General features: G+C 69.9%; 21 protein-coding genes. 5 read left to right on the top strand and 16 right to left on the bottom strand.

Annotation, left to right across the window (positions count from 1 at the left end):
- Positions 1 to 28 precede the first annotated feature (28 nt).
- Both IG08_RS0117405 and IG08_RS0117400 read right to left on the bottom strand, forming a co-directional pair.
- Complete coding sequence (locus IG08_RS0117405; protein WP_030602608.1) at positions 29 to 604, bottom strand: TetR/AcrR family transcriptional regulator; 576 nt, start codon at positions 602 to 604, stop codon at positions 29 to 31.
- Between the two features lie 104 nt (positions 605 to 708).
- Positions 709 to 1,677 (bottom strand): alpha/beta hydrolase, encoded by a 969-nt coding sequence (locus tag IG08_RS0117400; protein ID WP_030602606.1) that lies wholly within the window; start codon positions 1,675 to 1,677, stop codon positions 709 to 711.
- A 194-nt stretch (positions 1,678 to 1,871) separates the two neighbouring features.
- Here IG08_RS0117400 and IG08_RS0117395 point away from each other — a divergent pair, with 194 nt between their 5' ends.
- A complete protein-coding gene (locus IG08_RS0117395) occupies positions 1,872 to 2,327 on the top strand; it encodes a MarR family winged helix-turn-helix transcriptional regulator (RefSeq protein ID WP_030602604.1) in 456 nt (151 codons plus the stop codon).
- An 18-nt stretch (positions 2,328 to 2,345) separates the two neighbouring features.
- Here the strand turns inward: IG08_RS0117395 and IG08_RS0117390 are convergent, their stop codons facing one another.
- Together IG08_RS0117390 and IG08_RS0117385 are read right to left on the bottom strand one after the other, a co-directional pair.
- Positions 2,346 to 3,014 (bottom strand): alpha/beta fold hydrolase, encoded by a 669-nt coding sequence (locus tag IG08_RS0117390; protein WP_030602602.1) that lies wholly within the window; start codon positions 3,012 to 3,014, stop codon positions 2,346 to 2,348.
- 33 nt (positions 3,015 to 3,047) lie between these two features.
- Complete coding sequence (locus IG08_RS0117385) at positions 3,048 to 4,367, bottom strand: jacalin-like lectin (protein WP_030602600.1); 1,320 nt, start codon at positions 4,365 to 4,367, stop codon at positions 3,048 to 3,050.
- Positions 4,368 to 4,511: 144 nt separating this feature from the next.
- On the opposite strand from IG08_RS0117385, the gene IG08_RS62485 reads away from it, so the two are divergent.
- Positions 4,512 to 5,090, top strand: a complete 579-nt coding sequence (locus IG08_RS62485) for an ArsR/SmtB family transcription factor (protein ID WP_030602598.1) — start codon at positions 4,512 to 4,514, stop codon at positions 5,088 to 5,090.
- Positions 5,087 to 6,367, top strand: coding sequence for an MFS transporter (locus tag IG08_RS0117375; RefSeq protein ID WP_043454530.1), 1,281 nt, complete (start codon positions 5,087 to 5,089; stop codon positions 6,365 to 6,367). Before IG08_RS62485 ends, IG08_RS0117375 begins: the two co-directional genes overlap by 4 nt.
- Here IG08_RS0117375 and IG08_RS0117370 read toward each other — a convergent pair.
- Positions 6,328 to 7,395, bottom strand: coding sequence for a glycoside hydrolase family 10 protein (locus tag IG08_RS0117370; protein ID WP_030602593.1), 1,068 nt, complete (start codon positions 7,393 to 7,395; stop codon positions 6,328 to 6,330). The two genes, IG08_RS0117375 and IG08_RS0117370, sit on opposite strands and share 40 nt — an antisense overlap.
- 112 nt (positions 7,396 to 7,507) lie before the next feature.
- Between IG08_RS0117370 and IG08_RS0117365 the strand changes: the two genes are divergently transcribed.
- Positions 7,508 to 8,764: an MFS transporter gene (locus tag IG08_RS0117365; RefSeq protein ID WP_030602590.1), complete on the top strand. Its 1,257-nt coding sequence runs from the start codon at positions 7,508 to 7,510 to the stop codon at positions 8,762 to 8,764.
- Positions 8,765 to 8,892: 128 nt separating this feature from the next.
- Positions 8,893 to 10,920 (top strand): DUF11 domain-containing protein, encoded by a 2,028-nt coding sequence (locus tag IG08_RS0117360; RefSeq protein WP_052424753.1) that lies wholly within the window; start codon positions 8,893 to 8,895, stop codon positions 10,918 to 10,920.
- Here the strand turns inward: IG08_RS0117360 and IG08_RS0117355 are convergent.
- From IG08_RS0117355 to IG08_RS0117305, 11 genes are all read right to left on the bottom strand, one after another.
- A complete protein-coding gene (locus tag IG08_RS0117355) occupies positions 10,907 to 12,073 on the bottom strand; it encodes an MFS transporter (protein ID WP_052424752.1) in 1,167 nt (388 codons plus the stop codon). The two genes, IG08_RS0117360 and IG08_RS0117355, sit on opposite strands and share 14 nt — an antisense overlap.
- Positions 12,070 to 12,870 carry an ABC transporter permease gene (locus tag IG08_RS0117350; protein WP_030602582.1) on the bottom strand — a complete coding sequence of 267 codons (801 nt, stop codon included), beginning with the start codon at positions 12,868 to 12,870 and terminating at the stop codon, positions 12,070 to 12,072. Before IG08_RS0117350 ends, IG08_RS0117355 begins: the two co-directional genes overlap by 4 nt.
- A gap of 5 nt (positions 12,871 to 12,875) precedes the next feature.
- The gene (locus tag IG08_RS0117345; protein ID WP_030602579.1) at positions 12,876 to 13,679 is read right to left on the bottom strand and encodes an ABC transporter permease; all 804 of its coding nucleotides are present in this window, start codon (positions 13,677 to 13,679) and stop codon (positions 12,876 to 12,878) included.
- Position 13,680: 1 nt separating this feature from the next.
- On the bottom strand, positions 13,681 to 14,676 hold the full coding sequence (locus IG08_RS0117340) for an ABC transporter ATP-binding protein (RefSeq protein WP_030602578.1): 996 nt from the start codon (positions 14,674 to 14,676) through the stop codon (positions 13,681 to 13,683).
- 133 nt (positions 14,677 to 14,809) lie between these two features.
- On the bottom strand, positions 14,810 to 17,686 hold the full coding sequence (locus IG08_RS0117335; RefSeq protein ID WP_030602577.1) for a glycoside hydrolase family 2 TIM barrel-domain containing protein: 2,877 nt from the start codon (positions 17,684 to 17,686) through the stop codon (positions 14,810 to 14,812).
- 27 nt (positions 17,687 to 17,713) lie between these two features.
- Positions 17,714 to 18,589, bottom strand: a complete 876-nt coding sequence (locus IG08_RS0117330; RefSeq protein ID WP_030602576.1) for a carbohydrate ABC transporter permease — start codon at positions 18,587 to 18,589, stop codon at positions 17,714 to 17,716.
- A complete protein-coding gene (locus IG08_RS0117325) occupies positions 18,586 to 19,551 on the bottom strand; it encodes a carbohydrate ABC transporter permease (protein WP_030602573.1) in 966 nt (321 codons plus the stop codon). Before IG08_RS0117325 ends, IG08_RS0117330 begins: the two co-directional genes overlap by 4 nt.
- A 20-nt stretch (positions 19,552 to 19,571) precedes the next feature.
- Complete coding sequence (locus IG08_RS0117320) at positions 19,572 to 20,828, bottom strand: ABC transporter substrate-binding protein (protein ID WP_030602571.1); 1,257 nt, start codon at positions 20,826 to 20,828, stop codon at positions 19,572 to 19,574.
- A 230-nt stretch (positions 20,829 to 21,058) separates the two neighbouring features.
- Positions 21,059 to 22,903, bottom strand: a complete 1,845-nt coding sequence (locus tag IG08_RS0117315) for a glycoside hydrolase (protein WP_030602569.1) — start codon at positions 22,901 to 22,903, stop codon at positions 21,059 to 21,061.
- 11 nt (positions 22,904 to 22,914) lie between these two features.
- Positions 22,915 to 24,162, bottom strand: coding sequence for an ROK family transcriptional regulator (locus tag IG08_RS0117310; protein WP_030602565.1), 1,248 nt, complete (start codon positions 24,160 to 24,162; stop codon positions 22,915 to 22,917).
- A 121-nt stretch (positions 24,163 to 24,283) separates the two neighbouring features.
- On the bottom strand, positions 24,284 to 25,528 hold the full coding sequence (locus tag IG08_RS0117305) for a D-arabinono-1,4-lactone oxidase (RefSeq protein ID WP_030602562.1): 1,245 nt from the start codon (positions 25,526 to 25,528) through the stop codon (positions 24,284 to 24,286).
- Between the last annotated feature and the right edge of the window lie 137 nt (positions 25,529 to 25,665).

Below are 25,665 nucleotides of genomic sequence, written 5' to 3'. Positions count from 1 at the left end.
CTTTCCTCTTGCGTCTTGTCATGGAGTGTCACGGGGTGTCATGGGGCCAGTTCTCCAGTGCCACGTGCAGTGCGTCGACCGCCCGGTCCCAGGACTTCTGTACGTCGCGGGGGGCGCCGAAGCCGCCGGCGGACTCCAGGGCGCAGTAGCCGTGGAAGGTGGCGCGCAACAGGCGGACGGCGTCGGTGAGATCGGGTTCCTCGAGGCCGTAGGCGCGGAGCATGCCGTAGGTGATCTCGGCGGTGCGGCGCAGGGCGGGTGCGTCGGCGACGAGGGACTGGTCGATGCGCATCTGCGTGGCAGCGTAACGGCCGGGCCGCTCCAGCGCGTACGCCCGGTAGGCGCCGGCGAACGCGGCCAGTGCGTCCTTGCCCGCCCGGCCCGCCACGGCGACGGCGATCCGGTCGATCATCTCGCCGCCGGCGAGGAAGGCGACGCGGGTGCGCAGGTCCTGGAGGTTCTTGACGTGCGAGTACAGACTCGCGTCCTTGACGCCGAAGTGCCGGGCCAGCGCGGAGAGGGTGACGTTCTCGAACCCGACCTCGTCGGCGAGGTCGGCGGCGGCCTCGGTGAGGCGGTCGGGGGTGAGTCCTGCGCGGGCCATGGGCACATCTCCGATGGGATACCTAGAGGTCCTAGGCAAAACACTAGCTCATACAGGTGAGCCCCGGGTCGGTGTGACCCGGGGCCACCCGTCGGCAGGGGATGTCAAGCCGTCGCGAAAGCTGTCCGCAGGGTGCCGATCGCCTGGCTGATCGCGGCCTCGGCGGCGTGGGTCCCGCGCAAGGCGTTGAGCATCACGAAGTCGTGGATGATGCCCTGGTAGCGGACCGCGGTGACGGGGACGCCGGCCTCGCGCAGCTTGTTGGCGTAGGCCTCGCCCTCGTCGCGCAGAACGTCCGCCTCGGCGGTGATGACCAGGGCCGGGGGCAGCCCGGTGAGCTGCTCGGTGGTGGCGCGCAGCGGGGACGCGGTGATCTGGGCGCGGTCGGCCTCCTCCGTCGTGTACTGGTCCCAGAACCACTGCATGGCGTCGCGGCGCAGGAAGTAGCCCTCGGCGAACCGGCGGTAGGAGCCGGTGTCGAAGGCGGCGTCGGTCACCGGGTAGAAGAGGACCTGCTGGACGAGCGGGACGTCGCCGCGCTCCTTGGCCATCAGGGTCAGCGCGGCGCTCATGTTGCCGCCGACGGAGTCCCCGGCCACGGCGATCCGGGTGGCGTCCAGGTTCCTGGCCGCGCCCTGCCCGACGACCCACTGGGCGACCGCGTAGTTCTGCTCGACGGCGACCGGGTAGCGGGCTTCGGGGGAGAGGTCGTACTCCGGGAAGACCACGGCGGCTCCGGCGCCGACGGCGAGCTCGCGCACGAGGCGGTCGTGGGTGTGCGCGTTGCCGAAGACCCAGCCCGCGCCGTGGATGTAGACGATCACGGGGAGCGGGCCGGTGGCCCCGGCGGGACGGACGATGCGCGCCCGGACGCTGCCCGCCGGTCCGCCGGGGACGGTGACCCACTCCTCGTCGACGGCCGGCTTCGCGATCTCGCCCGACTGCACCTCGTCGACGGTCTTGCGGCCCTCGTCGGGGCCGAGGTCGAAGAGGTACGGCGGGTTCGCGGTGGCCTCGACGAAGGCCTGGGCCGCCGGTTCGAGCACGGGGCGCGGGGTGGTCGTGTCGGTCATGGCGATCTCCTCGGATCGGATGCGGCGGGCAGGCTCGGACGGCGGGTTTCGCCGAGCTGCGGCATGCCATGAAGAGTAGCGTGCGATTAAGTCGTGCACAACTAAATAGTGCTCGATGGAATCGAGGGGACTTGAAAGGTAGGGTGGTGAGCGTCGTGAGGAACCCGGGAACCACAGGAGCCAGGAGTCGTGTCGTGAGCCCAGCCGCAGGTCGGACGACCGAGGGATCCCTGCATCTGGACGACCAGCTGTGCTTCGCGCTGTACGCGGCGTCGAGGGCGGTCACCGCGCGCTACCGGCCCCTTCTGGACGAGCTGGGCCTGACCTATCCCCAGTACCTCGTCATGCTCGTGCTCTGGGAGCAGGACTCGATCTCCGTACGGGATCTGGGTACGGCCCTCCAGCTGGAGTCCAGCACGCTGTCGCCCCTTCTCAAGCGCCTCGAGGCGGGTGGTCTGCTCCGGCGCGAACGCCGCCCGGACGACGAGCGCTCGGTCGCGATCCGGCTCACCGAGGAGGGCGCGCAGCTGCGGGAGCGGGCCCGTGTGGTGCCGCCCGCCATCGGCGACGCCATGGGGCTGACTCCTGAACAGGACGCGCTGGCGAAGCAGTTGTTGCGGCTGATCGCCGGGAATGTCGCCGGGGGCTGACCGGGGCCTGGCCGGCGCTCAGGCGGCGAGGAACTCCGCGACCGCCCCGCAGAACTCCTCCGGGAGTGTGCCGTGGACGCGGTGTCCCGCGGGGATCGTGACGAGCCGGCCGGCGGGGAAGCGGGCGGCCATGGCGGCGATCTCGTCCTGGGGGAGGTGACTCTCCGGCCCGCCCGCGACCACCAGCGTGGGCACCGCGACGGCCCTCGGGGCCTCCCGCCACGCCGGGTCGGGTGAGTTGAGCTGCCCCACGATCGCCTCGCGGGCCGCCCAGTCGTAGGCGAGCGGTTCCGAAGGGCGTTGCGGTGCCGGCCGGTCGAGGGGAACGGGTGGCGGTGTCTCCTCCAGGACCAGCCGCGTGACCCGCTCGGGATGCAGGGCCGCCAGGAGGTACGCCACCACTCCGCCCAGGCTGTGCCCGATCAACACGACGTCCGGCAGGGCGAGTTCGTCGAGGAACGCGAGTACGTCGTCCCGCATCAGCTCGAAGGAGTACGTCCCCGGATGTGGGCTGCGGCCGTGGCCCCGCAGGTCAGGGACGAGGACGCGGTGGCGGTCGGCGAAGTGTGCCGCCACCTCGTCCCAGGCCGTGCCGTCCGAGGTCAGCCCGTGCAGCAGGACGAGCGGCGGGGCCCCGGCATCGCCCGACTCGCGGTGGGCGAGCCGGACCGTGGTGTCGTCGGTCATTCCGGGGCCTCCTGGGTGTCTTCCGCGCCGCTGTCAGCCGATCGGCGCGTACAGCACCCCCAGCTTGTCGATCTCGTCGCCCGACCGTCCCGTGAACCCGACGATCTGCCAGCCGGACGGGGCCGTGAAGGTCTTCGTGTCCGAGGTCGCCGTGCCGGAGGAGAGGGTGCGGCCCTTGTCGGTGGTGAAGGCCGCCGAGAAGATCCGCGTACGGTCGTCCTTCTGACCCTGTGTCAGCTTCACCGAGGTGAGGTGCTCGCCGGAGGCCAGGGTCAGGGAGGTGGCCGTGCCACCGGTGCCGCCGTGGGTGAGGGTCGTACCGCCGTCGTGGGTCAGGGAGACCGCGTCGAGGCGGGAGGCGCCGCGCAGGGTCAGGGTGCGGGGTGACACGGTGGAGGGCAGGTTGTCCGCGTCGTTGAAGGCCGTGCCGTGCGGTCCGCCGAAGAAGTCGCTGGCCTTCAGGGACGAGTTGAGGGTGTACGAGAAGTCGACCGTGTGCGGGAAGTGGTCGGAGAGGTTGCCCCCGGCGGAGTCGAGGAACGACGCCCACTCGTTGTTGTAGCGGGTGGCGGACAGCGAGAACAGGCTGCTGCCGCGGTAGAGGATTTTGTCGACGACCTCGCAGTCGTTCGTCGGCGCCGTCGTCGGGCACAGCAGCGCGTCCGCGCCCTGCGTGGGCCGCGTGCCGCCCTTGGCCAGCTGCACCCAGGCGTCGGTGAGGCCGTTCTCGTCGGCGAGGGTGCGGATGTTGTCGCCGGAGCGGGTGTAGCGCGTGTTGGTGTCGCCCATGACGATCACCGCGTTGCCGGACGAGTTCGCCTGGATGAAGTCCGACAGCTGGTCGACGTTGGCGCGGCGGGCGGCCAGCGCGTCGTCGGTGTCGTCCGCGTTGGTGTGGACGTTGTAGAGGTCGACGAAGACGCCCTCGGCGAGGCGCACCCGGGCGAGGGTGAAGCCCTTCGGGGTCAGGCAGTTGGTGCCCGTGCAGTTGTTCCACTTCACCCGCTCGAAGTCCTCGAAAGCGTAGTCCGAGAGGGTGTTGAGACCGTCGCCGATGCCCGCGCCGCCGCTGGTCGCGGTGCGGTACGGGTGGTTGTCGCCCGCGTACAGGGCCGCGTGGTAGTTGAAGTCCTCCTGGACGTTCACGATGTCGTACGACGCCAACCGCGGTGATATCAGCGGGGTGTTCGTCTCCGGATTGCCGGAACTCAGGCCCTCCGGCAGGCCCGCGACGTTGTAGGTCAGGACGTTGAACGAGCCGGTGGTGGCGGCCGCGGCGGGTGTCGCGCCGGTGGCGGCGAGGCCCGTGAGGGCCAGGGCGGCGGCCGCGAGAGCGCCGAGGAGTCTTCTCATGGTGGGGGTGTCTCCGCTCGGGGGTGTGGGAGATGAACGTTGTTCAGGTTCGGGGCAACCAGTGTGACGGGCAAGGGCAGTTGGGGAAACAGTGAGAGTCATGAGAGTTGACTCTCATACTTTGTGAGAGGACACTCTCACGTCATGGCATCCGGCAATCGTCTCGGCGACATAGAGATCACCGACCCGAAGACCATGCGCGCGCTCGCGCATCCCGTACGGCTGGCCGTACTCGAGCGGCTGCAGCGCCACGGGCCCGCCACGGCAACGCAGTTGTCCCCGCACGTGGGCGCGACACCGTCCGTGACCAGCTGGCATCTGCGGCATCTCGCCGGGTTCGGGCTGGTGCGGGACGCCGAGAGCGGCAGCGACCGGCGGGAGCGGCGGTGGGAGGCGGTGGCGCGCGGGTTCCGGATCGAGGTGCCGGAGGACGAGGACGGTGCCTCGGCCGCGCGGGCGCTGGGCTGGGAGATGTTCGCCCGTGGCGCGCAGCAGGCCGAGCGGTGGGCGACCGAGACCGAGCCGGAACTGGAACCGGACTGGCGGCGGCTCGCCGGGCTGGCCAACACACGGGTCGTGGTGTCGGCCGAGGAACTCGCCGCCATCCAGGACGCGATGGAGGCCGTACTCGCCCCCTATGTCATGCGTGGCGCCGACGAACGCCCGCCGGGATACCGGGACGTACGGTTCCTGCGGTACTCCCTGCCCGAGGCGGAGGCGTGACCTCCCTCTGGCGCGACCGTCCCTTCCTGCTCACCTGGACCAGCAGCGCGGTCTCCCAGGTCGGCGACCGGGTCTCCGAGGTGGCCGTGCCGCTGATCGCCGTCACGGTCCTTGACGCCTCCGCCGGGCAGGTGGCCTGGCTGACTGCGCTCGCCTGGGCACCGCACCTTCTCGGGATGCTGCTGGGGACGTGGGTGGACGGCCGGGCGCGCAAGCGGCGGCTGATCATCGGCTGTGACGTGTTCCGGGCCGTGGTGCTGCTGACGCTGCCCGCCGCCTACCTGTGGGGCGCCGTGACGCTGGTGCAGCTGTACGCCGTCGTCCTGCTGTGCGGCTTCGCGGGCGTGCTGGCCGGCTGCGCCTGGATGCCGCTGTTCGCCCGGATCGTGCCGCGTTCCTCGTACGTCGACGCCAACAGCAAGTTCGGCGCCGCCCGTTCGGGCTCCCTCGTCGCCGGGCCCGCGCTCGGCGGCGGCCTCGTGCAGGCGCTGACCGCGCCGGTCGCCGTCGTCGTCGACGCGCTGTCCTTCCTGGCGTCGGCGGTCCTGCTCGGGCCCGTGCGGGTCGAGGAGCCGGTGCCGGACCGCCGTAACGGGACGTCGCTGTGGCGCGGTGCCCGGGACGGGCTGGCCTTCGTCGTCCGGCATCCGGTGCTGCGGGCGAGCCTCGGCTGTGCGACGACGCTCAACTTCTTCACGTTCCTGGCGGGTACCGGCCTGGTCGTGCTGTTCGCCGAACGGGTCCTCCAACTCTCCCCGGGCGCCATCGGGTTGACCCTCGGCATCGGGGCGAGCGGGGCTCTCGTCGGGGCGCTGATCGCTCCCTGGGCGTCCCGTCGTATCGGCGTGGGACGCGCCATCGCCGTCGGAGCCGTCCTGTTCCCGGCGCCCTTCGCCCTCGCGGCCGTGGCCGGCGGTCCCGTGTGGGCGCGCGCCGGGGTGCTGGGCGCCGCCCAGTTCCTCATCGGGCTAGGGGTCATGCTGTTCGACGTCAACCTCAACTCGCTGCAGGCCGCCGTCGTCCCGGACGGTCTGCGCAGCCGCGTGGTCGGCGCCTACAGCACCGTCAACTACGGCGTGCGCCCCCTCGGCGCGATCGTCGGAGGGGCGCTGGCCGACGGCATCGGGCTCAGGGCGACGTTCGTCGTGGCGGCCGTCGGAGGGGTGCTGTCCCTGCTCTGGCTGCTGCCGTCGCCCATACCCGGCATCCGGTCCCTGGAGCGGGACGTCCCGGACGCTCAGAGCGCCGGGTTGAGCCCGTTCGACAGCCCGGTGTAGGCGGGCTTCGCCGCGTAGCTCTCGTTGTACGGCAGGGCCGCCCCGTATCCGCTGAACGTCCCCGGTATCCACGAGTACTTGTCGGTCAGGCCCCACACCGTGACCCCCGCGCACCGCGCCACACCCAGGCAGTTCTCGCTCGCCAGCTTGTAGTCCGCGGACTGCTGGGCGAGTTCGGCGGAGGAGGCGGGCAGCGGTATGCGGATGTCGAGCTCGGTGACGGAGACCTCCAGGCCGAGGTCGGAGAAGCGCTTGAGGTTGGCCTTCATCGTCGACGGCACCCCGCCGACCACGAAGTGGGACTGGAAGCCGATGCCGTGCAACGGCACGCCCTGCGCGAGGAGTTGCTTCGCCAGCGCGTACAGGGCGTCGCTCTTCGCGTTGTCCGCCTCGATGTTGTAGTCGTTGATGTACAGCTTGGCGGCGGGGTCGGCGGCGTGGGCCCACTTCAGCGCGTTCGCGATGTAGCCGGTGCCGAGCTTGTCCTGCCACAGCGAACTGCGCATCGAGCCGTCCTCGTTGAACGTCTCGTTGACCACGTCCCAGGCGTAGATCTTCCCCTTGTAGCGGCCGACGGTCGTGTCGATGTGCTTCTTGAGGAGCGTGTTCAGCTCGGTCGCGGAGAAGCCGCCGTTCTTCAGCCAGGACGGCAGCTGCGAGTACCAGGCCAGCGTGTGGCCCCGTACGCCCTGGTTGTGCGCGGCGGCATGGTTGACCAGCCGGTCCGCCGCCGCCCAGTTGTAGCTGCCGCGGCTCGGCTCCAGCGCGTCCCACTTCATCGCGTTCTCCGCCGTCACCGAGTTGAACTCCCGGTCCAGGACGGTGGTGTACGACGAGTCGGAGGTGAGCGGGGTGTCACCCACGGCCGCGCCGATCTTCACGCCGCGGGCGTCGGCGTAGCCGCGCAGGGTCGTCGCGGCCGAGGCGTCCGGGGTGAGCTGGGGGACGGCGACGGCAGCGGCGGCGATCAGGGCGCCCGCGACGGCGAGCGGGACGGGACGGAGGACACGGCGACGGCGGTGGGACACGGCTTCTCCTGCGGGACGACGAGGACGACGGATGCGGGCGCGGTAAGTCATTTCCGTGTCGTCACCGGTGACCATAAGGTTGCCGAGGTTGTCGTGGACACGGGGGAGGGGCATGGCGTACGAGGCGCAGCGCGACGGGGAATCCGGCAGCAGCACACCCCGCGTACCGCCCGACGACCCGCGTCCGCTGTGGCGGCAACGGAACTTCACCGTCTTCTGGGCCGCGCAGACCCTCTCCGTGCTCGGTGACTCCTTCGCCCTGATCGCCCTGCCCCTGCTGGTACTTGAGGCCACGGGTTCTCTCGCGAGCATGGGTCTGCTGACAGCCGTAGGCGGGGCGGCCGCGGTCGTGGCGGCGGTGTTCGCCGGGGTGGTGGTGGACCGGGTCGACCGGCGCCGCCTGCTCATCGGCTGCGACCTCGTGCGGATGGTGCTGTACGGCGTGATCCCGCTGGTGTGGCTGTTCGGACCGCAGGTCTGGCTGCTGTACGCGGTCCTGCCGGTGTGCGAGGCCTTCGGCACGCTGTTCGCCGTCGGCTACGTCACCGTCGTGCGGAGTCTGGTCGGAACCGGCCAACTGACGGAGGCCAACGGGCGGTTGAACGCCACCGCCGCGGCCGCGGGTGTACTGGGCCCGCTGTGCGCGGGGTTGGTGGCCGCCCTGACCGGCCCGGCGACCGCCGTCGGCGTGGACGCGGCCAGCTTCGGCGTGTCGGCCCTGTGCACGGTCTTCGTACGGTTCCGGGCACGCCCCGCCGAGAAGGGTGAACGCACCGGTCTGTGGCGGGACCTGCGCACCGGAGCGGCGTTCCTCCGCAGCCACCCCGTACTCCGCTCGCTCACCGCCCTGCTGTTCGTCTTCAGCTTCCTCACCTTCGGCCTGACCGACCTGCTCATCTACCACCTCAAGCACGACCTCGGCCACGACGACGACACGGTCGGTACCGTCATGGCCATCGGTGCGCTCGGCACCATCACCGGCGCCCTGCTGGTGGCCCGCGTCCGCCGCCGGCTCGGCTTCGGCGCGACCTGGACCGGCTCGGTCGCGGTGTGCGGCCTCGCCTTCGCCGGGATGGGCTGGGCGCGGGACGTACCCGTCGTCGCCGCCCTGAGTGCGGCCTTCCTCGCCTGTGTCGCCGTGGCGGGCACCTGCTCCATGTCCCTGCGCCAGGAGATCACCCCGGAACCGCTCCTGGGCCGGGTCACCTCAGCCTTCTGGACCCTCCACTACTCCGCGGCCCCGATCGGCGCGGCTGTCCTCACCTGGGCGGCGGAGCATCAGGGCACGGCCCCGGTCGGCCTGGTGGCGGGTGTGTGCTGCGTACTGATCGCGGTGGCCGCGCTGTTCACACCGATACGGCGGTCCTGACCCCACCCCCGTACGCGGCGGGCCGATTGTCGGTGCGGTCACCCCGGAGGGTGGAACTCTGCGGCCCAGTGGGCCCACCGCATGCCAGTCGCGCCGAGGCGTCGTACGGACGTCCGGAAGCTGGACGCATGCCCACCCTCCCTTCCCTACGGGGATTCCTGAGCCCCGCCCTCGCCCTTGCGGCGGCGCTGGCGCTCACCATCGCTGTGCCGAACGGCGCGTTCGCGGCGCCCGGTGACCTGGACACCACATTCGGGACCGGCGGAAAGGTCACCGTCGACCGCGGCTACTGGGAGGAGGGGCAGGACCTCGCCCTCCAGGCCGACGGCCGGATCGTCACCGTCGGCACCAACCGGGAGGCCGAGTACCTGTCCTCCGACTTCTCGGTGATGCGGCACAACGCCGACGGCAGCGTCGACACGTCCTTCGGATCGGGCGGGGAGACGGTCACCGACTTCGCGGGCGGTGAGGACCGGGCGCACGGCGTGGCGCTCCAGTCGGACGGCAAGGTCCTCGTGGCGGGGGAGTCCGGCGAGTCGGAGGGCGGCTGCTGCTCGTTCACGGTCGCCCGCTACAACGCCGACGGCAGCCTGGACACCGGCTTCGGGACCGGCGGACGCGTCCTCACCGGCTTCGGTCTCGACGGCTCCGGAGGCGTCGCCCGAGCGATCGCCGTACAGCCCGACGGCAAGATCGTCGCCGCCGGACAGGGTGCCGCCGGTCTGGGCGACCTCCGGTTCGCGGTGGCGCGGTACAACCCCGACGGCAGCCCGGACACCGGGTTCGGCACCGACGGGTACGTCCTCACCCCCTTCGCCGGCGGCGGCTCCGGCTACGACCTCGCGCTCCAGCCGGACGGCAGGATCGTCGTGGCCGGCGACACGGGCGGTCCCTCGGGCCCCAACGACTTCGCGCTGGCCCGCTACACCACCGACGGCAGTCTCGACAGCACCTTCGGCACGGGCGGCACGGTCACGACCGTCCTGAGCTCCGCGCCCGGCTTTGCCGGCGACGACTCGGCACGCGGCGTGGCCGTGCAGTCCGACGGCAGGATCGTCGCGGCCGGGTACAGCGCCTACGACTTCGCGCTCGCCCGGTACACCAGCAGCGGAACCCTCGACCCCGCCTTCGACACCGACGGCATCGTGACCACCGACTTCAACGGCGGCGCGGACGGCGCGTTCGACCTCGCTCTGCAGTCCGACGGCAGGATCGTCGCCGTGGGCCAGGCCAACACCGACTTCGCCCTGGTCCGCTACACCACCGGCGGCAGCCTGGACACCGGTTTCGGCACCGGCGGCAGGACGACCACCGACATGGGCTTCGGCTTCTTCGACGAGGCACACGCCGTCGCTGTGCAGCCCGACGGCAGGATCGTCGCGTACGGCAACAACGGCGACGACCGCGCCCTGGCCCGCTACCTCGGCGGCACCGGTACCCCGCCGCCCCCGCCGCCCACCGGCGTCGACCTGTCCGTCACCAAGACCGGCACGGGCACCGTCAGCATCGGCGACCGGGCCACCTACACCGTGACGGTCACCAACAACAGCACCACCGCCACGGCCACCGGCGTCTCCCTCACCGACACCTTCACCGGACCCGCCGGCACCGTCATCTCGGCGACCCCCTCCCAGGGCACCTGCACGACCGCCGTCTCCTGCGCCCTCGGCACCCTCGCCCCCGGCGCGAAGGCCACCGTGACCGTCGTCGCCGAACCCAGGGCCACCGGCACCCTCACCGAGCGGGCCTCGGTCACCGCCACCCAGACCGACCCGACCCCCGCCAACAACAGCGCGACGGTCACCACCACCGTCAACAACTCCCGCGGCTGCACCAGGATCGGCACCAGCGGCAACGACACGATCACCGGCACCTACGGCACCGACGTGATCTGCGGCCTCGGCGGCGACGACACGATCAACGCGAGCTACGGCACCGACACCGCGTACGGCAACCACGGCAACGACCGCGTGGACGGCGGCTTCAACGACGACACCCTGAACGGCGGCCCCGGCAACGACAACCTCATCGGCAACTACGGCAACGACCGGCTGAACACCGTCGACAACGTCTCCGGAAACGACACCGCCAACGGCGGCTTCGGCACGGACACCTGCACGACCGACACCGGGGACACGCGGCTCAGCTGTCCTTAGGGATCACGATCCACCGCGCCAGCAGTGCGGCGGCGAGGGACGACACGATCAGCGCCCCCAGGGCCGGGCGGAGGCTGGTCGTGCCGGCCAGCAGTCCCACGGCAGGGCCCGCCAGCAGGAAGCCCGGCCACTGGCCGATGGTGATGACCGAGACGCCCTCGCCGGCCGGTACCCCGGGTTGCCGGCCGGCCAGGGCGATCGCCGCCGGGAGCACACAGGCGATGCCGAGTCCCACGACCGTGAAGCCGACTAATGCCAGCGGGAGAGCAGGCCTGGCGACGACCACCGTCACGCCCAACGCGACCGTGAGCAGGGAGAGTTGGACGAACAACCGGCGGCCGAGGCGGGCCACGAACCGGTCGCCCAGCAGCCGGGCGACGAGGATCGCGACGGAGAAGCAGGTGTACGTCGCCGCCCCGAGCGCCGCGCCCTCGTCGAGGTAGTCGGCCGTGTACACCGAACTCCACTGCGAGGCCGCACCCTCGGCGAAGGAGGCCAGGAACGCGATGGCGGCGAGCAGCACCAGCTGAGGCGTGAACCGCTGCTTCAGCGGCCGCCGTTGCTCCTTGCCCACGGCGACCGACTCCTCCGGGAGCCAGCGGGACCACGCCAGCAGCAGCGCCCCGAGGACGCCACTGCTGATCGCCATCTGGACGCCCGGCGAGATCCCGGTGGCCGCCGCGAGGGTGCCGAGGGCGCCGCCCGCCAGCACTCCGCAGCTGTAGGAGGCGTGGAAGCCCGACATCAGCGGGCGGTCCTGGTGGCGCTCCACTGCGACGGCCAGTGCGTTGACGGGCGTGGCCAGGAACGTCGCCGACAGCCCCCACACCGTCAGGCCCAGGACGAGTGCGGGCACTGCCGACGCGCCCGCCAGCACCGGTGCGTTGAGCAGTACCAGGGCGGCGGCCGCGAGGCTCAGCAGCCGAGTGCTCACCCGGCCGATCAGGACCGTGATCATTACGATCGCGACGAGGTCACCGGCGGCGGACGAACTGCTCAGCAGCCCCCACTGCGCGGTGTCCACGCCGACCTGGTCCCGGATCGCGGGGATCCGGGCCATCCAGCCGCCCTGCGTGCCACCCAGGACGACGAACACCAGGGAGACCGCGAGGCGGGGCCGTAGGCCGTCACGGGAGGCGGTGGCGGTCGTCATCCGTTCACGCCCGTGTAGTGGCGCAGGCTCCACCGCCACAGCAGCCGCGCGCCGAGGTACGCGAGCACGCCCAGCAGGGGCGAGAGCGCCGCCAGCCAGTACGGGACGCCGGTGTCGTGGCCGTGGCCGGTGAGGATCGCGGCCGGGAAGTACGCGACGAACGCGAGCGGAAGACCGTACGTCAGGAAGCCGCCCACCGCCTTCGGCAGGACGTTCAGCGGGTAGCTGCCGAACGTGCCGAGCAGTTCCTCCAGCCAGCGGCCCCAGTAGTCGGCGGCCGGGAAGCGCAGGCAGGCGGAGGCCACCCCCGTGAACAGGGCCGCCTCCAGGAGCATCCCGCCGAGGATCGCGGCGATCAGATACGAGATCCGGCCGGGCGTCCAGTCCAGGTTGCTGCGGCTGAGCGCGCCCGCCATCAGACCCACCGCGACCGTCAGGTCCCCGATCGCGTTCGTGGGGAAGAAGGCGAGCTGGACCTGCCGGTGCACCGGCATGGGGCGCAGCAGATAGGTGTCGATCTTCCCTTCCTGGATCTGCCGGCCGACGAGGTGCACCCGCCCCAGCACCAGCACGAACAACCCGTGCGCGAGCATCCGCGTCGCCGGGATCAGCAGCACCTCCGAGCTGTCCCAGCCGCCCATCCCGGTGAACCGGGTGAGCAGCACCGTCGCGAACACGATCACGGACACCTGCCAGATCGCGCCGATCGCGATCATCAGCAGGAACTCGGTGCGGTACTCCAGCTGGGCACGGAAGTTGAGACGCGTCACGCGCCAGGCGATCCGGACGGCATTCATAGGCATCAGCCTCCTTGGGACATGACACGGCGGGCGGCCCGCCGCCACAGGAAACGGGTGAACAGGAAGAGCAGTACGACCCAGACGGCCTGGATCGCCAGCTGCCCGGCCGCGTCCGACAGCGGGATACGGCCGATGTAGAGCGACAGCGGCACGCTCAACGTCGCCTGGAAGGGCAGGAACTGACTCATCGTCACGAACCAGTCCGGGAAGAACCACAGAGGCGCGTACACCCCGGACAGCAGGTTCTGCGCGAAGATCAGGATGAGCATCGCCGCGTTGTTGCGCACGGTCCAGAAGCACAACTGGTCCAGGACGAGCATCACGAAGTACAGCACCAGCTGACCGAGCACCAGACTGAGCGCGAACACCCCTGCCACCGCCGCCGACTTGGGCGGTTCGACGACCCCGGCCGCAAGGCAGACCACATATCCGCCGAGCGCCCAGGCGAACCCGTACAGCTGCTCGCCGAGGGCGCGCAGCGCGTGATAGCGCTGGGGCGGCAGCGGGCGCAGGTACCAGTAGACGATCGTGCCGAAGTGCATGTGCTGGATCACGGTGTCCCGGCCCGAGAACTGGTCCAACTCCCGCAACCGGGAGGCGAGTACGGCCAGCACGGCGTACGTCACCGCCTGGTCGACGTCGAGTCCCGCGGTCGTGCCGGTGTGGGAGTACAGGCCGTGCCACAGGGACGCGACCAGGATCACCTGCACCGTCAGCCGGAGCAGGACGGCGGTCATCCGGGGCGGGGTGTGCAGCTCCCCGAGGGGGGTGACGCGGGCGGTGCGCCACGCGTGCAGAACGGCCATGTCAGATCGCCTCGGCGTGGACGTACGCGGCCCGCATCACGTCCTCGAGGTCGGCCTCGTCGATGGCGATGCCCGTCACCTCGTACCGCTCGATGACCGCCTTCAGCGCCTGGTGGACGGTGGGTGCGTCGGGGCCGTCGGGGCCGAAGACGACCTGCGGGCCGTCGTGCCGCAGCACCGCGATGCCCGGCAGCCCCGCGACGTCCGTGTGCGCGTCGGCGAGCGTCGCGCGGACCTGCCAGGTCGAGCCGAACGTGCGGCGGATCTCGTCGAGGCTGCCGTCGAGGACGAGCCGGCCGTGGTTGATGAGGACCACGCGTTCGGAGAGGCGCTCGACCTCGGTCATGTCGTGGGTGGTGAGCAGGACCGTACGGCCGCGCTCCTCGACCTGGTACCTCAGGAACTCCCGCACCTGCTCCTTGACCACCACGTCCATGCCGATGGTCGGCTCGTCGAGGAACACCACCGGTGGGTCGTGCAGCAGGGCGGCCGCGAGGTCGGAGCGCACCCGCTGGCCGAGGGAGAGATGACGGACCCGGGTGTCCCAGAAGGACGACAGGTCCAGGAGGTCGTCGAACTCCTTGAGCCGGGCGGCGTGTTCGGCCTTCGGTACCTCGTAGATGTCCCTGAGGATCGCGAACGACTCGCGCACCGGCAGGTCCCACCACAGCTGGGTGCGCTGCCCGAACACCGCGCCGATGTTACGGGCGTTGCGCTCGCGCTCCTCGTACGGCACGACACCCGCGACGCGGGCCTCGCCCGAGGTGGGCGTGAGGATGCCGGTGAGGATCTTGATGGTGGTGGACTTGCCGGCGCCGTTCGGGCCGAGCAGGGCGAGGAGTTCGCCGGGGGAGACGTCGAAGCTGACGTCGGAGACGGCGTGCTTGGCGACCCGCTCCGGGTTGACCAGGGACCGCAGCGCGCCGGTGAAGCCCGGGCGGCGGACGGTGGTGTGGAAGGTACGGGACAGGCCGCGGACCTCGATGCCGGCATCCAAGCCACATCAACTCCCTTGTACGTCAAACAAGTTGCGGCCGGTCGGGCAGGAGCGCCGACCGGCCGCGGGCATGTCATCACCGTCGCAGAATGTCGATCAATCGGTCAATGGATTAATTGATCAGTGGATTGGACTAATCGATCGCCGAGAACACGAACGAGAACTCCGTCGGCTCGGCGCGCAGGTGGTACTGAGGCAGCGGGCCCGGACCGCAGGACTGCGAGCCGATGCCGTGCAGGCCGTTGTCGAGGTTGACCCACACCTTGTCGCCGGCCGCGAGGTCGGTGAGGTGAGAGGCCGCGTCCAGCTGCTCGGTCGTCCAGCGGCGGGCGCTGAAGAAGAACTCCGGGTCGCCCTCGATGCGCAGCCCGCCGAGCTCCACCCAGCGGACGTCGGCACGGGCGCCGTTCTCCTGCGGACGGAGGTACGGGGTCTGCAGGCCGTCCACGGTCGAGTGCCAACGGCCGGCCATCGAGGCCGACTTGGTGTCGGGGTACCCCTCGCCGGGACCGCCGCCGAACCACTTCACCTGGTCCGCCTCGGCGAGTGCGAGCCGGATGCCCAGCCGGGGCAGCGGCAGCGTCCACTCGCCGTCCGGGCCCACGGACACGGTCAGCCGCAGCCGGTCGCCGTCCGAGGTCCAGCGGTAGACCGTGCTCAGGCCCACCTCACGGGCGGCGGGCGCCACCCGGGTGCGCACCGTCAGTGCGTCCTCGCCCAACTCAACGGCGTCCAGACGGTGTTGCATACGGTGCAGGCCCAGCGTGCGCCACAGCGCGCTGTACTGCGTGCCCGACTGCCACTCCGTGCCCTCGTCGTTGTCGGTCGTCGCCCGCCACACGTCCAGGCGCAGACCCTCGACGGAGACCGCGCCGACCGTCTTCAGCGCACCGGTGCGGGCGTCGAAGGAGGCCGGGCCGAGGGTGATCAGCCGCTCGCCGAGCACGGGCCGGTCGGTCGGGGAGACGGAGGGCAACGGCCGTACGACAGCGGGGAATTGCCCCCACGCGACGACATGGTCCTTCGGCGCCCACGGGGTGTCGGACGCCAGCAGGGCCCGTACCGTCCACTGGGACTCCGAGGAGCCGTGCGCGTCCGACGGAGGCTCCGGCAGTTTCACGTCGGCCGACTCGCCGGCCTTCAAAGAAGGCACCGACAGCGTGCCCGCCTCGACCGTCTCGCCGTCCACCTGGTACGACCACTCGAAGACGAGCGCCGACAGGTCGGCGAAGTCGTGCTTGTTCGTGACCCGTACGGTGCCGTCGGTGCCGTCGCCCTCGATCCGGATCGGCTCGATGACCTTCTTGTACTCGAGGAGCCCGGGGGAGGGGGTGCGGTCCGGGAAGATCAGCCCGTCGCAGACGAAGTTGCCGTCGTGCAGCTCCTCGCCGAAGTCGCCGCCGTAGGCGTAGCCCAGCTCGGGGTGCTTGACGCCGTGGTCGATCCACTCCCAGATGAAGCCGCCCTGGAGCCGGTCGTACTTCTCGAAGAGCTCCTGGTAGTCGGCGATGCCGCCGGGGCCGTTGCCCATGGCGTGGCCGTACTCGCACTGGATGAAGGGGAGTTCGCGGCGCCCCAGGGTGCCGCCGTCGAGCCGCTGCCCGATCTGCTCGACCTCGGCGTGGTTGGCGTACATCCGCGAGTACACGTCCGTGTCGCGGCAGTTCCAGTCGCCCTCGTAGTGCACGAGGCGGGAGGAGTCGCGGCCGTGGATCCACTCGGCCATCGCGGTCAGACCGCGGCCGGTGCCGGCCTCGTTGCCCAGCGACCAGAAGACGATCGACGGGTGGTTCTTGTCACGCTCGACCATGCGGGCGGCACGGTCCAGGAGGGCCGGGGTCCAGCGGTCGTCGTCGACCGGGTTGTCGCGCCAGGCCTGCTCGGTGAAGCCGTGGGTCTCCAGGTCGCACTCGTCGATGACCCACAGGCCGTACTCGTCGCACAGGTCCAGGAAGGCCGGGTGCGGCGGGTAGTGCGAGGTGCGCACGGCGTTGATGTTGTGCCGCTTCATCAGCAGCACGTCCTCGCGCATGGTCTCCAGGTCGAGGGCGCGGCCCATCGTAGGGTGCCACTCGTGGCGGTTGACGCCCTTGAAGAGGACCGCCTTGCCGTTGACCTTGATCAGGCCGTCCTCGAGCACGACCGTACGGAAGCCGATGCGCAGCGGCACCAGCTCGCCCTCGGTGGTCAGCACGCCGTCGTACAGCTGAGGGCTCTCAGCCGTCCACGGCAGGACCGGGACCGTCACCGACTCGCCCGTGGCGACATCGATGTCCAGTGCGGGCACCGTCACCCGGCCGTCGACGTCGGAGTCGACGCGCAGGGTGCCCTCGCCCGTGACGTGGTCGTAGGAGGCGTGCACGAAGAAGTCGAGCACGCTGCCCGCCGGGCGGTGCAGCAGGGTGACGTCACGGAAGATGCCGGGCAGCCACCACTGGTCCTGGTCCTCCAGATAGGAGCCGGCCGACCACTGGTGCACGCGGACCGCGAGCACGTTGCCCGTCGGCTTCAGCAGGTGCCCGACCGCGAACTCGTGCGGGGCCCGGGAGCCCTTGAACTCGCCGATGTCCGTGCCGTTCAGCCAGACGCGGGCGCAGGACTCGACGCCGTCGAAACGGATGACGGCGCCCCCCTCGGACAACGAAGGCCAGTCCGCCGGCAGGTCGAAGACCCGCAGGTGGTCGCCGGTCGGATTCTCCGTCGGCACGTGCGGCGGGTCCACCGGGAACGGGTAGAGGTGGTTGGTGTAGATCGGCAGGCCGAAGGCCCCGTCGCCCTGGAGGACCCAGTGGCCGGGGACCGAGACCTCGGCCCAGCCCCCTGCGTCGTAGCCCTCCTCGGCGAACGAGTCGTCCTCGGCGTCGACGGTCGCGGACAGACGGAAGCGCCAGCTGCCGTTGAGGGACAGCGCCTTCGCGTCCGAGGACGGGTACCAGGCACGGGGCGGGAGGGCCCCGCTGCCCGGCGAGACGTCCTCGACGTAGTCGAAGGCGGTGGTGCGGAAAGACATCGGTCTCCAGGTATTCGAAAGAAGGTGTCAGCCCTTGATGCCGGTCTGCGCGATCCCCTGCACCAGCCAGCGCTGGAGGAAGAGGAACACGAACAACAAGGGAAGGATGGAAATGGCGGTGGCCATGAAGATCAGGTGGTAGTTCACGGTCTGGTTGGTCATGTACGAGGACAGCGCGACCTGAATTGTCCAGGAGCTCGGGTCCTGGCCGATGACCAGGGGCCACAGGAAGGAGTTCCAGCCGCTGATGAACGTGATCGTGGCCATGGCCGCGAAGAAGTTCAGCGAGTTGGGCACGACGACCCGCCAGTACGCCCCCCAGTACGAGAGTCCGTCCACGCGCGCCGCCTCCTCCAGCTCCTTGGGGAACCCCAGGAAGTACTGCCGGAACAGGAAGCAGGTGAAACCACTGAAGAGGGCCGGAATGATCAGACCGCGGTAGGTGTCCACCCAGCCCAGCGACGACACCAGCACGAAGCTCGGCACGAAGGTGACGGCCGTCGGGATCATCAGGGTCACCAGGACCATGTAGAAGATCTTGTTGGCGTGCTTGTACGGGATGCGGGCGAGGCCGTACCCGGCGAGCGAGCAGATCAGCAGGATGCCGGTCGTGTGCAGGATGGCGACGACCCAGGAGTTCCACAGGGCCCGGCCGAAGTCGACGGTGTCGTCGTTGAACGGCTCGGTGAAGTTGCCCCACTGGATGTCGGTGGGGAACCACTTCCAGTTCTCGCCCGTGATCTCCGGGTCCGTCATCAGGGCGTTGCGGATGATCAGATAGAACGGGATCAGGAACAGCAGGGCGGCGATACCGGTGGCGACGTACAGGCCGGTGTTGCCGATGACCTTGCCCCCGCGCTTCTTGCCGGGGGTCTTCCTGACCTCAGGTGCGGTGGTGGTCACTTGGACTCCTCACCCCTTCCGAAGCCCATGATCTTGCCCTGGAAGAGCGTGATCACAAGGATGAGCAGGGTCAGGATGACGGCGCCCGCGCTGCCCTGACCGTAGTCCTGGCTCTCGCCGAGGGCCGTCTTGTACAGCTCGACGAGGGGTGGCTGGCCCCAGGTCGCCCTGCTGAGCAGGTTCCAGAACTCGTCGAAGGCCTGGTAGGCGGCGATCAACAGCAGCAGGATCACCGCGGTGGAGGTGGCCCGCAGCTGGGGCAGCGTGATGTACCAGAAGGTCTGCCAGCCCGGCTTGGCGCCGTCGATGGCTGCGGCCTCGTACAGCTCCGCCGGGATGTTCTGCAGCGCCGCCAGGAACAGGATCATGTAGAAGCCGGCCTGCAGCCACAGCCGCAGCGTGACGATGACCAGCCAGTACCAGGGCGGGTCGGGGTTGGCCAGCCAGGCGACGTTGTCGACGCCGAACCAGCCGACGATCGTGTTCGCCATGCCGAAGCGGACGCCGTTGAAGATGGACATCTTCCAGATCAGCGCCGCGGCGACGTACGAGACGGCGGTCGGCAGGAAGAACACCGACCGGAAGAACGCCTTCATGAAACGCAGCCTGTTCACCAGCAGCGCCAGGCCCAGCGAGAGCCCCCAGGTGGTGGGCACGATGAACGCGGCGAAGACGGTGAAGGTGACCAGGGAGCCGGTGAAGTCCGGGTTGTCCAGGATCGCCCGGTAGTTGTCGAAGCCGATGAACGTGCTCGGCGAGACGGTGAAGCGTGCCTCGAAGAAGCTGAGGTAGATGCTCCAGCCCATCGGCACGAAGACGAAGATCACCAGGCCGATGAGGAAGGGCCCGGTGAAGAGCCAGAAGTTGAGGGTGGCGTTGGCCCGCAGACTCCGCCGCGGCCGGGCCTTCTCAGGCCCCGCCGAGGCGGAGGTCGCGAGGTCGATCTTGGTGGTGGTCGACATGGTGTGGTCCGTCCGCCGGCCTATCCGAAGAGCTTCTTGAGCTCTGCGTTGACCTTCTTGTCGCAGGCGTCGAGCGCGGCCTCCGGGCTGCCGTTCTTGCGCACGGAGTTGGCGATCACGTCGTTCACCGCGGCGATCATGGCCTGGGTCCAGCCGATGTTGTCGAAGTGCCCGTAGTCGGTGAAGAGCTTGACGCCCTCGGCCGGCAGACCCGACTTCAGCTTGGTGGCGGACTCGGCGATCGAGGTGCGCGGCGGGATGTGGAAGCCGTAGGACAGCGCCCAGTCCTCCTGGTACTCCTTCTGGTCGATCCACAGCCACTTGACGTATTCCTTGGCCGCGTCGAGGTTCTTGCTCTTGGCGTTGACGAACATCGACCAGCCGCCGTTGACGACCGAGGGCTTGCCGGCGTCGCCGACCTTCGGGAACGGGAAGATGCCGACGTCGTCGCCGAGCGCCTTCTGGATCACGGGCATCGCCCACATGCCGCACCACTGGATCGCGGTCAGGCCCTGCGTGAAGGCGGAGGGGTCCCACCAGTCGGCGGGGGCGTCCAGGAGCAGGTTGCCGCTGGTGAACAGCTTGCGCAGCTGGCTCAGACCGTCGGCCACGGCGTCCGTGTGGTAGGCGATCTCGTTCTTCGCGTTGAGGGTGTCCGCGCCGGCCGACCAGATCAGCGGGCTCTGGACGGGGGTGATGTCGTTGCCGAGGAAGGCGCCCTTGACCTTGTCGGTGGTGAGCTTGTTGATGGCCTCGATCAGGTCTTCCAGGGTCTCCGGGACCTCGACCTTGGCCTTCTCGAACAGCGAGGGCCGGTAGTAGAAGAACTGCGGGTCGTCGATCATCCGGATGCCGTATATCTTCCCGTCGACCGTGTGCGAGGCGATGTCGGCCGGGTTGAAGTCGTCCTTGACCGGGTCGATGAGGTCGCTCAGGTCCGCCACCTGACCGCTCGTCACCATCTGGAGCTGCGGGTGGAACTCGAAGACGTCGGGCGCGTTCTTGGTGAGCAGGGCAGGGAACAGCTTGTTCTCGAAGTTGCTGCCGGTGATCCACTGCGTGGTGACGTTGGCGCCCTTGTAGGCCTTCGCGTACTTCTTGATGGCCTGCTCGGTGCCCGCCTCGCCGTACGCGTGGAAGTACTGCGTGAGGCTGTCCCCGGAACTGCTGCGGCCGGTGTTTCCGCCGCACGCGGCGAGTCCGCCGGCGGCGGCCAGGCCCATCGCGGCCCGCATCACGGTACGGCGGTCCCAGTTGTTGTTGCTCATTGCCGACATGCTGACGTCCTTGTCTCGAGTACGGCTGCGGCTCTGCGCCTGTGGCTCTGCGGCTCAGCGCCAGTTGGCTCAAATGGGGTTGCGGTGCGGGACGTTAACCTTCGGCTAAGGCTTCGGCAAGGGGTTGGACGAAGTCTGTTCGAAGCGTTGTGGAGCGTTCGGGATACCGGACGTCACGGGTTGCGGGCCGCCGCACCAGCGGCCCGCAACCCACTTTCAGGTGCTACGCGTCACTGCCGGAACCACGCCTGGTTGGTCCCGCCGTTACAGGTCCACAGACCGACCTTGCTGCCGTCGGTCGTAGCCTGCCCGCCGACGTCCAGGCACTGCCCGGACGCCTCGCTGACGATCTGGCCGTTGGAGTTCAGCAGCCAGCGTTGGGTCGCGTCACCGGTGAACTCGGCGGATGTCGCCAGCCCCGAACTCCCGGCCGTCAGATAGCCGCCGGCACCCTTCAGGGCGCCCTTGCGGTCGTACGACCAGGACTGGACGTCCTCGCCGGTGCACGTGTTGATCGCCGCGCCCGAGGTGTCCGCCGTCAGGCACTTGCCGGACTGCTTGCCCTGCAGGGCGCCCGTGACGGCCGAACTGCCGTGCCCCTTCTGGTCGAAGACGTACGTCGTGATGGAGCGGGCCGGCAGCGTCGCGGACGCCGTGCCGCCGCTCACCGAGGGCTTGGCGACGTTCGCCCACTCCTCCGTGGCCGAGGTGCGCACCGCCTTGCTCGCCCGCACCGGCGTCTTGCTGTTGAAGTGCAAATTCAGTGCCGTGTCGGTGGTGTTGTGGTTGTTGACCACGACCACCCACTTGCCGTCCTTGTCGTACGACGACACCTCGACGCCGTCCGGCGCGTCCGTCACGTTGTGCGCGACCGAGCCCGGCTTGACGAACTTGCTGTACTGGCCGAGCGCGTAGTACCGCTTGGTGTAGTACAGGGTCTGGTTGCCGTTGGTGGCGTAGTTCGGGTCGTAGTAGATGAGCCCGTCGTTCCAGCCCTCGTCGTTCTTCGCGAGCGGGTCGGAGCCGATCATCTCCGACAGGGCGACCCACCACTGGAACGCCGAGTCGTGCGCGGTCGCGAAGTCCTTGTAGATGATCCGGGACAGGTTCAGACCGCCGTCGATGGTGGGGTCGTACTCCTGCGCCCAGCCCGTGCCGCCCTTACCGAAGCAGCAGATCTCCGTCGACCAGGACTGCTTGCCGACCGACTTCGAGGTCTCGTAGATCTTCGCCCGCTGGTCGTCACCCGGGTTGTTGTACGTGTGGTGGGCGAGCTTGGAGACGTACTGTGCCGTGTCCGGCTGCGAAATCCACTGAGGGAGCTCGGTGTTGAAGCCGACCGTGCTGCTCGACTCGTCGGCGATGATGCTCGTCCTCTGGTGCCGCGCGTCCTGCTCTGCCCCCAACGCCCGCACGATGTCGTCGCGTTGGTCGACCGGGACCAGCATGCCCTCCTGGCCGCAGCTGTCGAAGCTGTTGGTCGGCTCGTTGAAGGGGCTGATGTAGTCGAACTTCACGCCCTGCTTCGCGAAGTGGTCGGTGACGTCCGCGACGTACTTCGCGAAGTCCTGCTCGTTCTCCGTCTTCAGATAGCCGCCGCAGCTCTTGTCGTTCGTCTTCCACTGGGCGGGCGCGCTGTTGACGAAGGCGACCAGGTCCTCGACGCCGTACTTGGCGGCGTAGTAGAGGAACGTGCGGCCGGCCTTGTCCTTGCTCCAGTCGTACGTCCCGTCGTCGTTCAGGAAGTCCTCGGGAGCGCGCGGCGCGTAGGTCACGCCCGTGCCGCCACCGCCGATGTTGTAGCGGTAGTTGCTGAGGTCCAGACCGTCGGCGGAGAACAGCAGCTTCGCGACCTTCGCCTGGACCTTCGGGTCGAAGTTCTTGAGGTCGTTGACCCACCAGGCGCCCGAGGCACCGATGTTGTCGATGGTCTGGGCGGCGTACGGGGAGACTTCGGCCGCCGTGGGGGTCGCGGCCGAGGTGGGCGGTGCGGATATCAGGGGTCCGGCGACAGCGAGTGCGGCTGCTGCTGTCAGGAGGACCGATCTTCTGGGGTGGGGCTGAGTCATGTGCATCCCTTCCGTCGTCATGAAGGTGGTGCGGTACGGCTCCTTGCGGGGGTGGTGCGTTTCTTTCCGTTCCTCTGTCCGACCGACTGCAGCGCCCCTTCGAGCGCGAACGTCGCCGCACCCAGGCAGGCCGGGTCGGTGGGGATCGGGGAGAGGACGATCTCGGTGGCGGCCATCGGCCGCGGCAGCGCGTGCCGGGCGACGGCCTCGCGCACCTCGGCGACCAGCGGCTCGCCGAGGGTGGCCGCGACCCAGCTGCTGAGCACGACCACTTCGGGGTTGAAGATGTTGACCAGGGAGGCGATGCCGGCACCCAGATAGCGGGCGGTGTCGCGGACCACCTTGAGCGCCACCGGGTCCTGCTCGAGCATCCCCCGGGACAGCGCGTCGATGGTGGCGGTCTGGTCCTCCGGGTGCAGCAGCGTGCTGCCGGGGCTGAGCTCGCGCAGGTTCAGCATGATGCCGGGCGCGCCGACGTACGTCTCCACACAGCCGTGGTTGCCGCAGCGGCACAGCCGGCCGTCCAGGACGATCGTGGTGTGGCCCCACTCGCCGGCGCTGTTGCTCACGCCCCGGTGCAGCCCGCCGCCCAGGATCAGGCCGGCGCCCACGCCGGTGCCGAGGTTGACCACCACGGCGTTCCCGCGCCCGCGCGCGGCCCCGAACCACAGCTCGGCCACCGCACCGGCGCGCAGCGGGTTGTCCAGGTAGAGGGGGTAGGCGATGTGCTCGGTGAGCAGGTCGAGCAGGGGCACGTCGTGCCAGTCCCAGTTGGGCGCGTACTCCGAGATGCCGGTCGCGCGGTCCACCTGGCCCGGCACGCTCACGCCGACGCCGAGCACCCGGGCGCCCTCGATCCCGGCCTGCGCGACCACCGAGCCGACGGCGGCGGCGACATGGCCGACCACCTGCTCGGGGAGGCTCTCGCCGGGGCGGACGTCCTCCTCGGCGCGGGCCAGGACGTTCAGCGCGAGATCGAACAGCTCGACATGGACGTACGTCTCTGCGATGTCGACGCCGATCAACGCGCCTCCCGACGCGTTGACGGCCACGAGACCCCGCGGGCGGCCTCCCGCCGAGTCCTCGAACCCGACCTCCGTGATCATGCGGAGGTCGAGCAGCTCACCGACGAGCGTGGCGACCGTGGCCAGGCTCAGCCCGGTGGCCGCCGCCAGCTCCTGCCGGGAGGTGGGCGACTCGGCGATGATCTGGCGCAGCACCTGGTAGCGGTTCGTGGTGCGGATGTCACGTGATGTGCGCTTCATCAGGGGCCGACCCCATCCCTTCGGCTCAGCTCAGGCCGGGACGGCATCGGCACCGGCGCGGCGCAAGGCTATGGGCTGCGGGGGACTTTCGACAAGGGGTTAGGAAAGGGGCTTTATAAAGTCAGTCGGCGAGGACTGCCTGCACGAAGGCGTTGGCGAATTTACGCTCCGGGTCCAGCTCCCGGGCGAGCGCCCGGAAGTCGGCGAGGCGCGGGTACCGCTCACGGAGCACCGCGGCCGGCACCGTGAACACCTTCCCCCAGTGCGGCCGCGTGTCGAAGGCGTCCAGTGCCGCCTCCAGCCGCCGCACCGCCGGCAGCACCGCCGCCGTGTCCTCGATCCAGGTGAAGTGCAGGGCCACGGTGTCCCGGCCGTACGCGGGGCTCAGCCACTGCTCGTCGGCGGCGACCGTACGCACCTCGCAGGTCTGCAGTACGGGGGCGACCGTCTCCCGGACGGCATCGACCGCCTGCAGCGCGTCGACGGCATGCCGGCGCGGCAGCAGGTACTCCGACTGCAGCTCGGACCCGCTGCTCGGCGTGAACTCGGCCCGGAAGTGCGGCAGCCGCTCGTGCCACGGCCCCGGCACCCCGAACTGCTCGGTGCAGTTTTCCGCGGGCATCCCCGGCACCGGGTGCAGCTTCTCGGTGGCGGGCGCGGCCCACGGGAACTGGCCGAGTGGCTGATCCACGCGACGCTTGAGCCACACCTGTCGGAAGCCCGGCTCCCGCCAGTCGGTGAACAGGCTGACGCTGTACGCCGCGGCCGCCACCGTCTCGAAGTCGAGCCCCGTGAGCGGCAGTTCGGTGAAGACATGCTGCTCGACCTCGAAGGCGGGCTCCAGGTCGAGGGTGAGTGCGGTGACGACCCCGAGGGCGCCGAGCGAGGTGACGGCACCGCCGAACCGCTCGTCCCCACGCCCGACGACGACCGTCGAACCGTCCGCGGTGATGATCTCCACCTCGCGCACGGGGGAGGCGAGCGGCCCGTTGCCGACCCCCGAGCCGTGCGTGCCGGTCGCCACCGACCCGGCCACCGAGATGTGCGGCAGGGACGCCATGTTGGGCAGCGCGAGCCCGTGCCCGTGCACCCGGCGGGCCAGCTCCGCGTACCGGACACCGCCGCCGACCCGCACCGTACGGGCCGCCGTGTCGACGTCGACCTCGGCCGGCAGCGCGGCCAGCGACAGCAGCACCCCGTCGGGGCCCGGCTCGGCGATCTCGTTGAAGGAGTGCCCGCTGCCCAGCACCCGCACCTTCGCACTGCCGGCCACGAGGGAGCTGAGCGCGTCGAGCGAGTGCGGGCTGTGCAGCTCCTTGGTGGTGAAGGTGATGTTGCCCGCCCAGTTGGTGACCGTCTGCGTCATCCTTGGTGTCCCTCCAGGAGAGTGCGTGTGCTGCGTTGACCCTCTCATCTGCCGACGCCTACCGTAGAGAGCGGTTTCTATCGCTTCTCTCCCGTCTCCTCTCCCGTCCCCTCTCCTGTCCCTTCTCCCGTCTCTTC

This window comes from Streptomyces fulvoviolaceus (assembly GCF_000718165.1).
GTDB lineage: Bacteria > Actinomycetota > Actinomycetes > Streptomycetales > Streptomycetaceae > Streptomyces > Streptomyces fulvoviolaceus.
This window is presented reverse-complemented; position numbering and strand designations above follow the sequence as displayed.

What these genes read in the sequence shown, in the direction of transcription:
- IG08_RS0117385 (WP_030602600.1), bottom strand. Translation starts at nt 4,367, where the DNA reads ATGAGAAGACTCCTCGGCGCTCTCGCGGCCGCCGCCCTGGCCCTCACG.
- IG08_RS0117360 (WP_052424753.1), top strand. Translation starts at nt 8,893, where the DNA reads ATGCCCACCCTCCCTTCCCTACGGGGATTCCTGAGCCCCGCCCTCGCC.
- IG08_RS0117320 (WP_030602571.1), bottom strand. Translation starts at nt 20,828, where the DNA reads ATGTCGGCAATGAGCAACAACAACTGGGACCGCCGTACCGTGATGCGG.
- IG08_RS0117335 (WP_030602577.1), bottom strand. Translation starts at nt 17,686, where the DNA reads ATGTCTTTCCGCACCACCGCCTTCGACTACGTCGAGGACGTCTCGCCG.
- IG08_RS62485 (WP_030602598.1), top strand. Translation starts at nt 4,512, where the DNA reads ATGGCATCCGGCAATCGTCTCGGCGACATAGAGATCACCGACCCGAAG.
- IG08_RS0117405 (WP_030602608.1), bottom strand. Translation starts at nt 604, where the DNA reads ATGGCCCGCGCAGGACTCACCCCCGACCGCCTCACCGAGGCCGCCGCC.
- IG08_RS0117365 (WP_030602590.1), top strand. Translation starts at nt 7,508, where the DNA reads ATGGCGTACGAGGCGCAGCGCGACGGGGAATCCGGCAGCAGCACACCC.
- IG08_RS0117350 (WP_030602582.1), bottom strand. Translation starts at nt 12,870, where the DNA reads ATGAATGCCGTCCGGATCGCCTGGCGCGTGACGCGTCTCAACTTCCGT.
- IG08_RS0117400 (WP_030602606.1), bottom strand. Translation starts at nt 1,677, where the DNA reads ATGACCGACACGACCACCCCGCGCCCCGTGCTCGAACCGGCGGCCCAG.
- IG08_RS0117310 (WP_030602565.1), bottom strand. Translation starts at nt 24,162, where the DNA reads ATGAAGCGCACATCACGTGACATCCGCACCACGAACCGCTACCAGGTG.
- IG08_RS0117390 (WP_030602602.1), bottom strand. Translation starts at nt 3,014, where the DNA reads ATGACCGACGACACCACGGTCCGGCTCGCCCACCGCGAGTCGGGCGAT.
- IG08_RS0117345 (WP_030602579.1), bottom strand. Translation starts at nt 13,679, where the DNA reads ATGGCCGTTCTGCACGCGTGGCGCACCGCCCGCGTCACCCCCCTCGGG.
- IG08_RS0117325 (WP_030602573.1), bottom strand. Translation starts at nt 19,551, where the DNA reads ATGTCGACCACCACCAAGATCGACCTCGCGACCTCCGCCTCGGCGGGG.
- IG08_RS0117305 (WP_030602562.1), bottom strand. Translation starts at nt 25,528, where the DNA reads ATGACGCAGACGGTCACCAACTGGGCGGGCAACATCACCTTCACCACC.
- IG08_RS0117355 (WP_052424752.1), bottom strand. Translation starts at nt 12,073, where the DNA reads ATGACGACCGCCACCGCCTCCCGTGACGGCCTACGGCCCCGCCTCGCG.
- IG08_RS0117315 (WP_030602569.1), bottom strand. Translation starts at nt 22,903, where the DNA reads ATGCACATGACTCAGCCCCACCCCAGAAGATCGGTCCTCCTGACAGCA.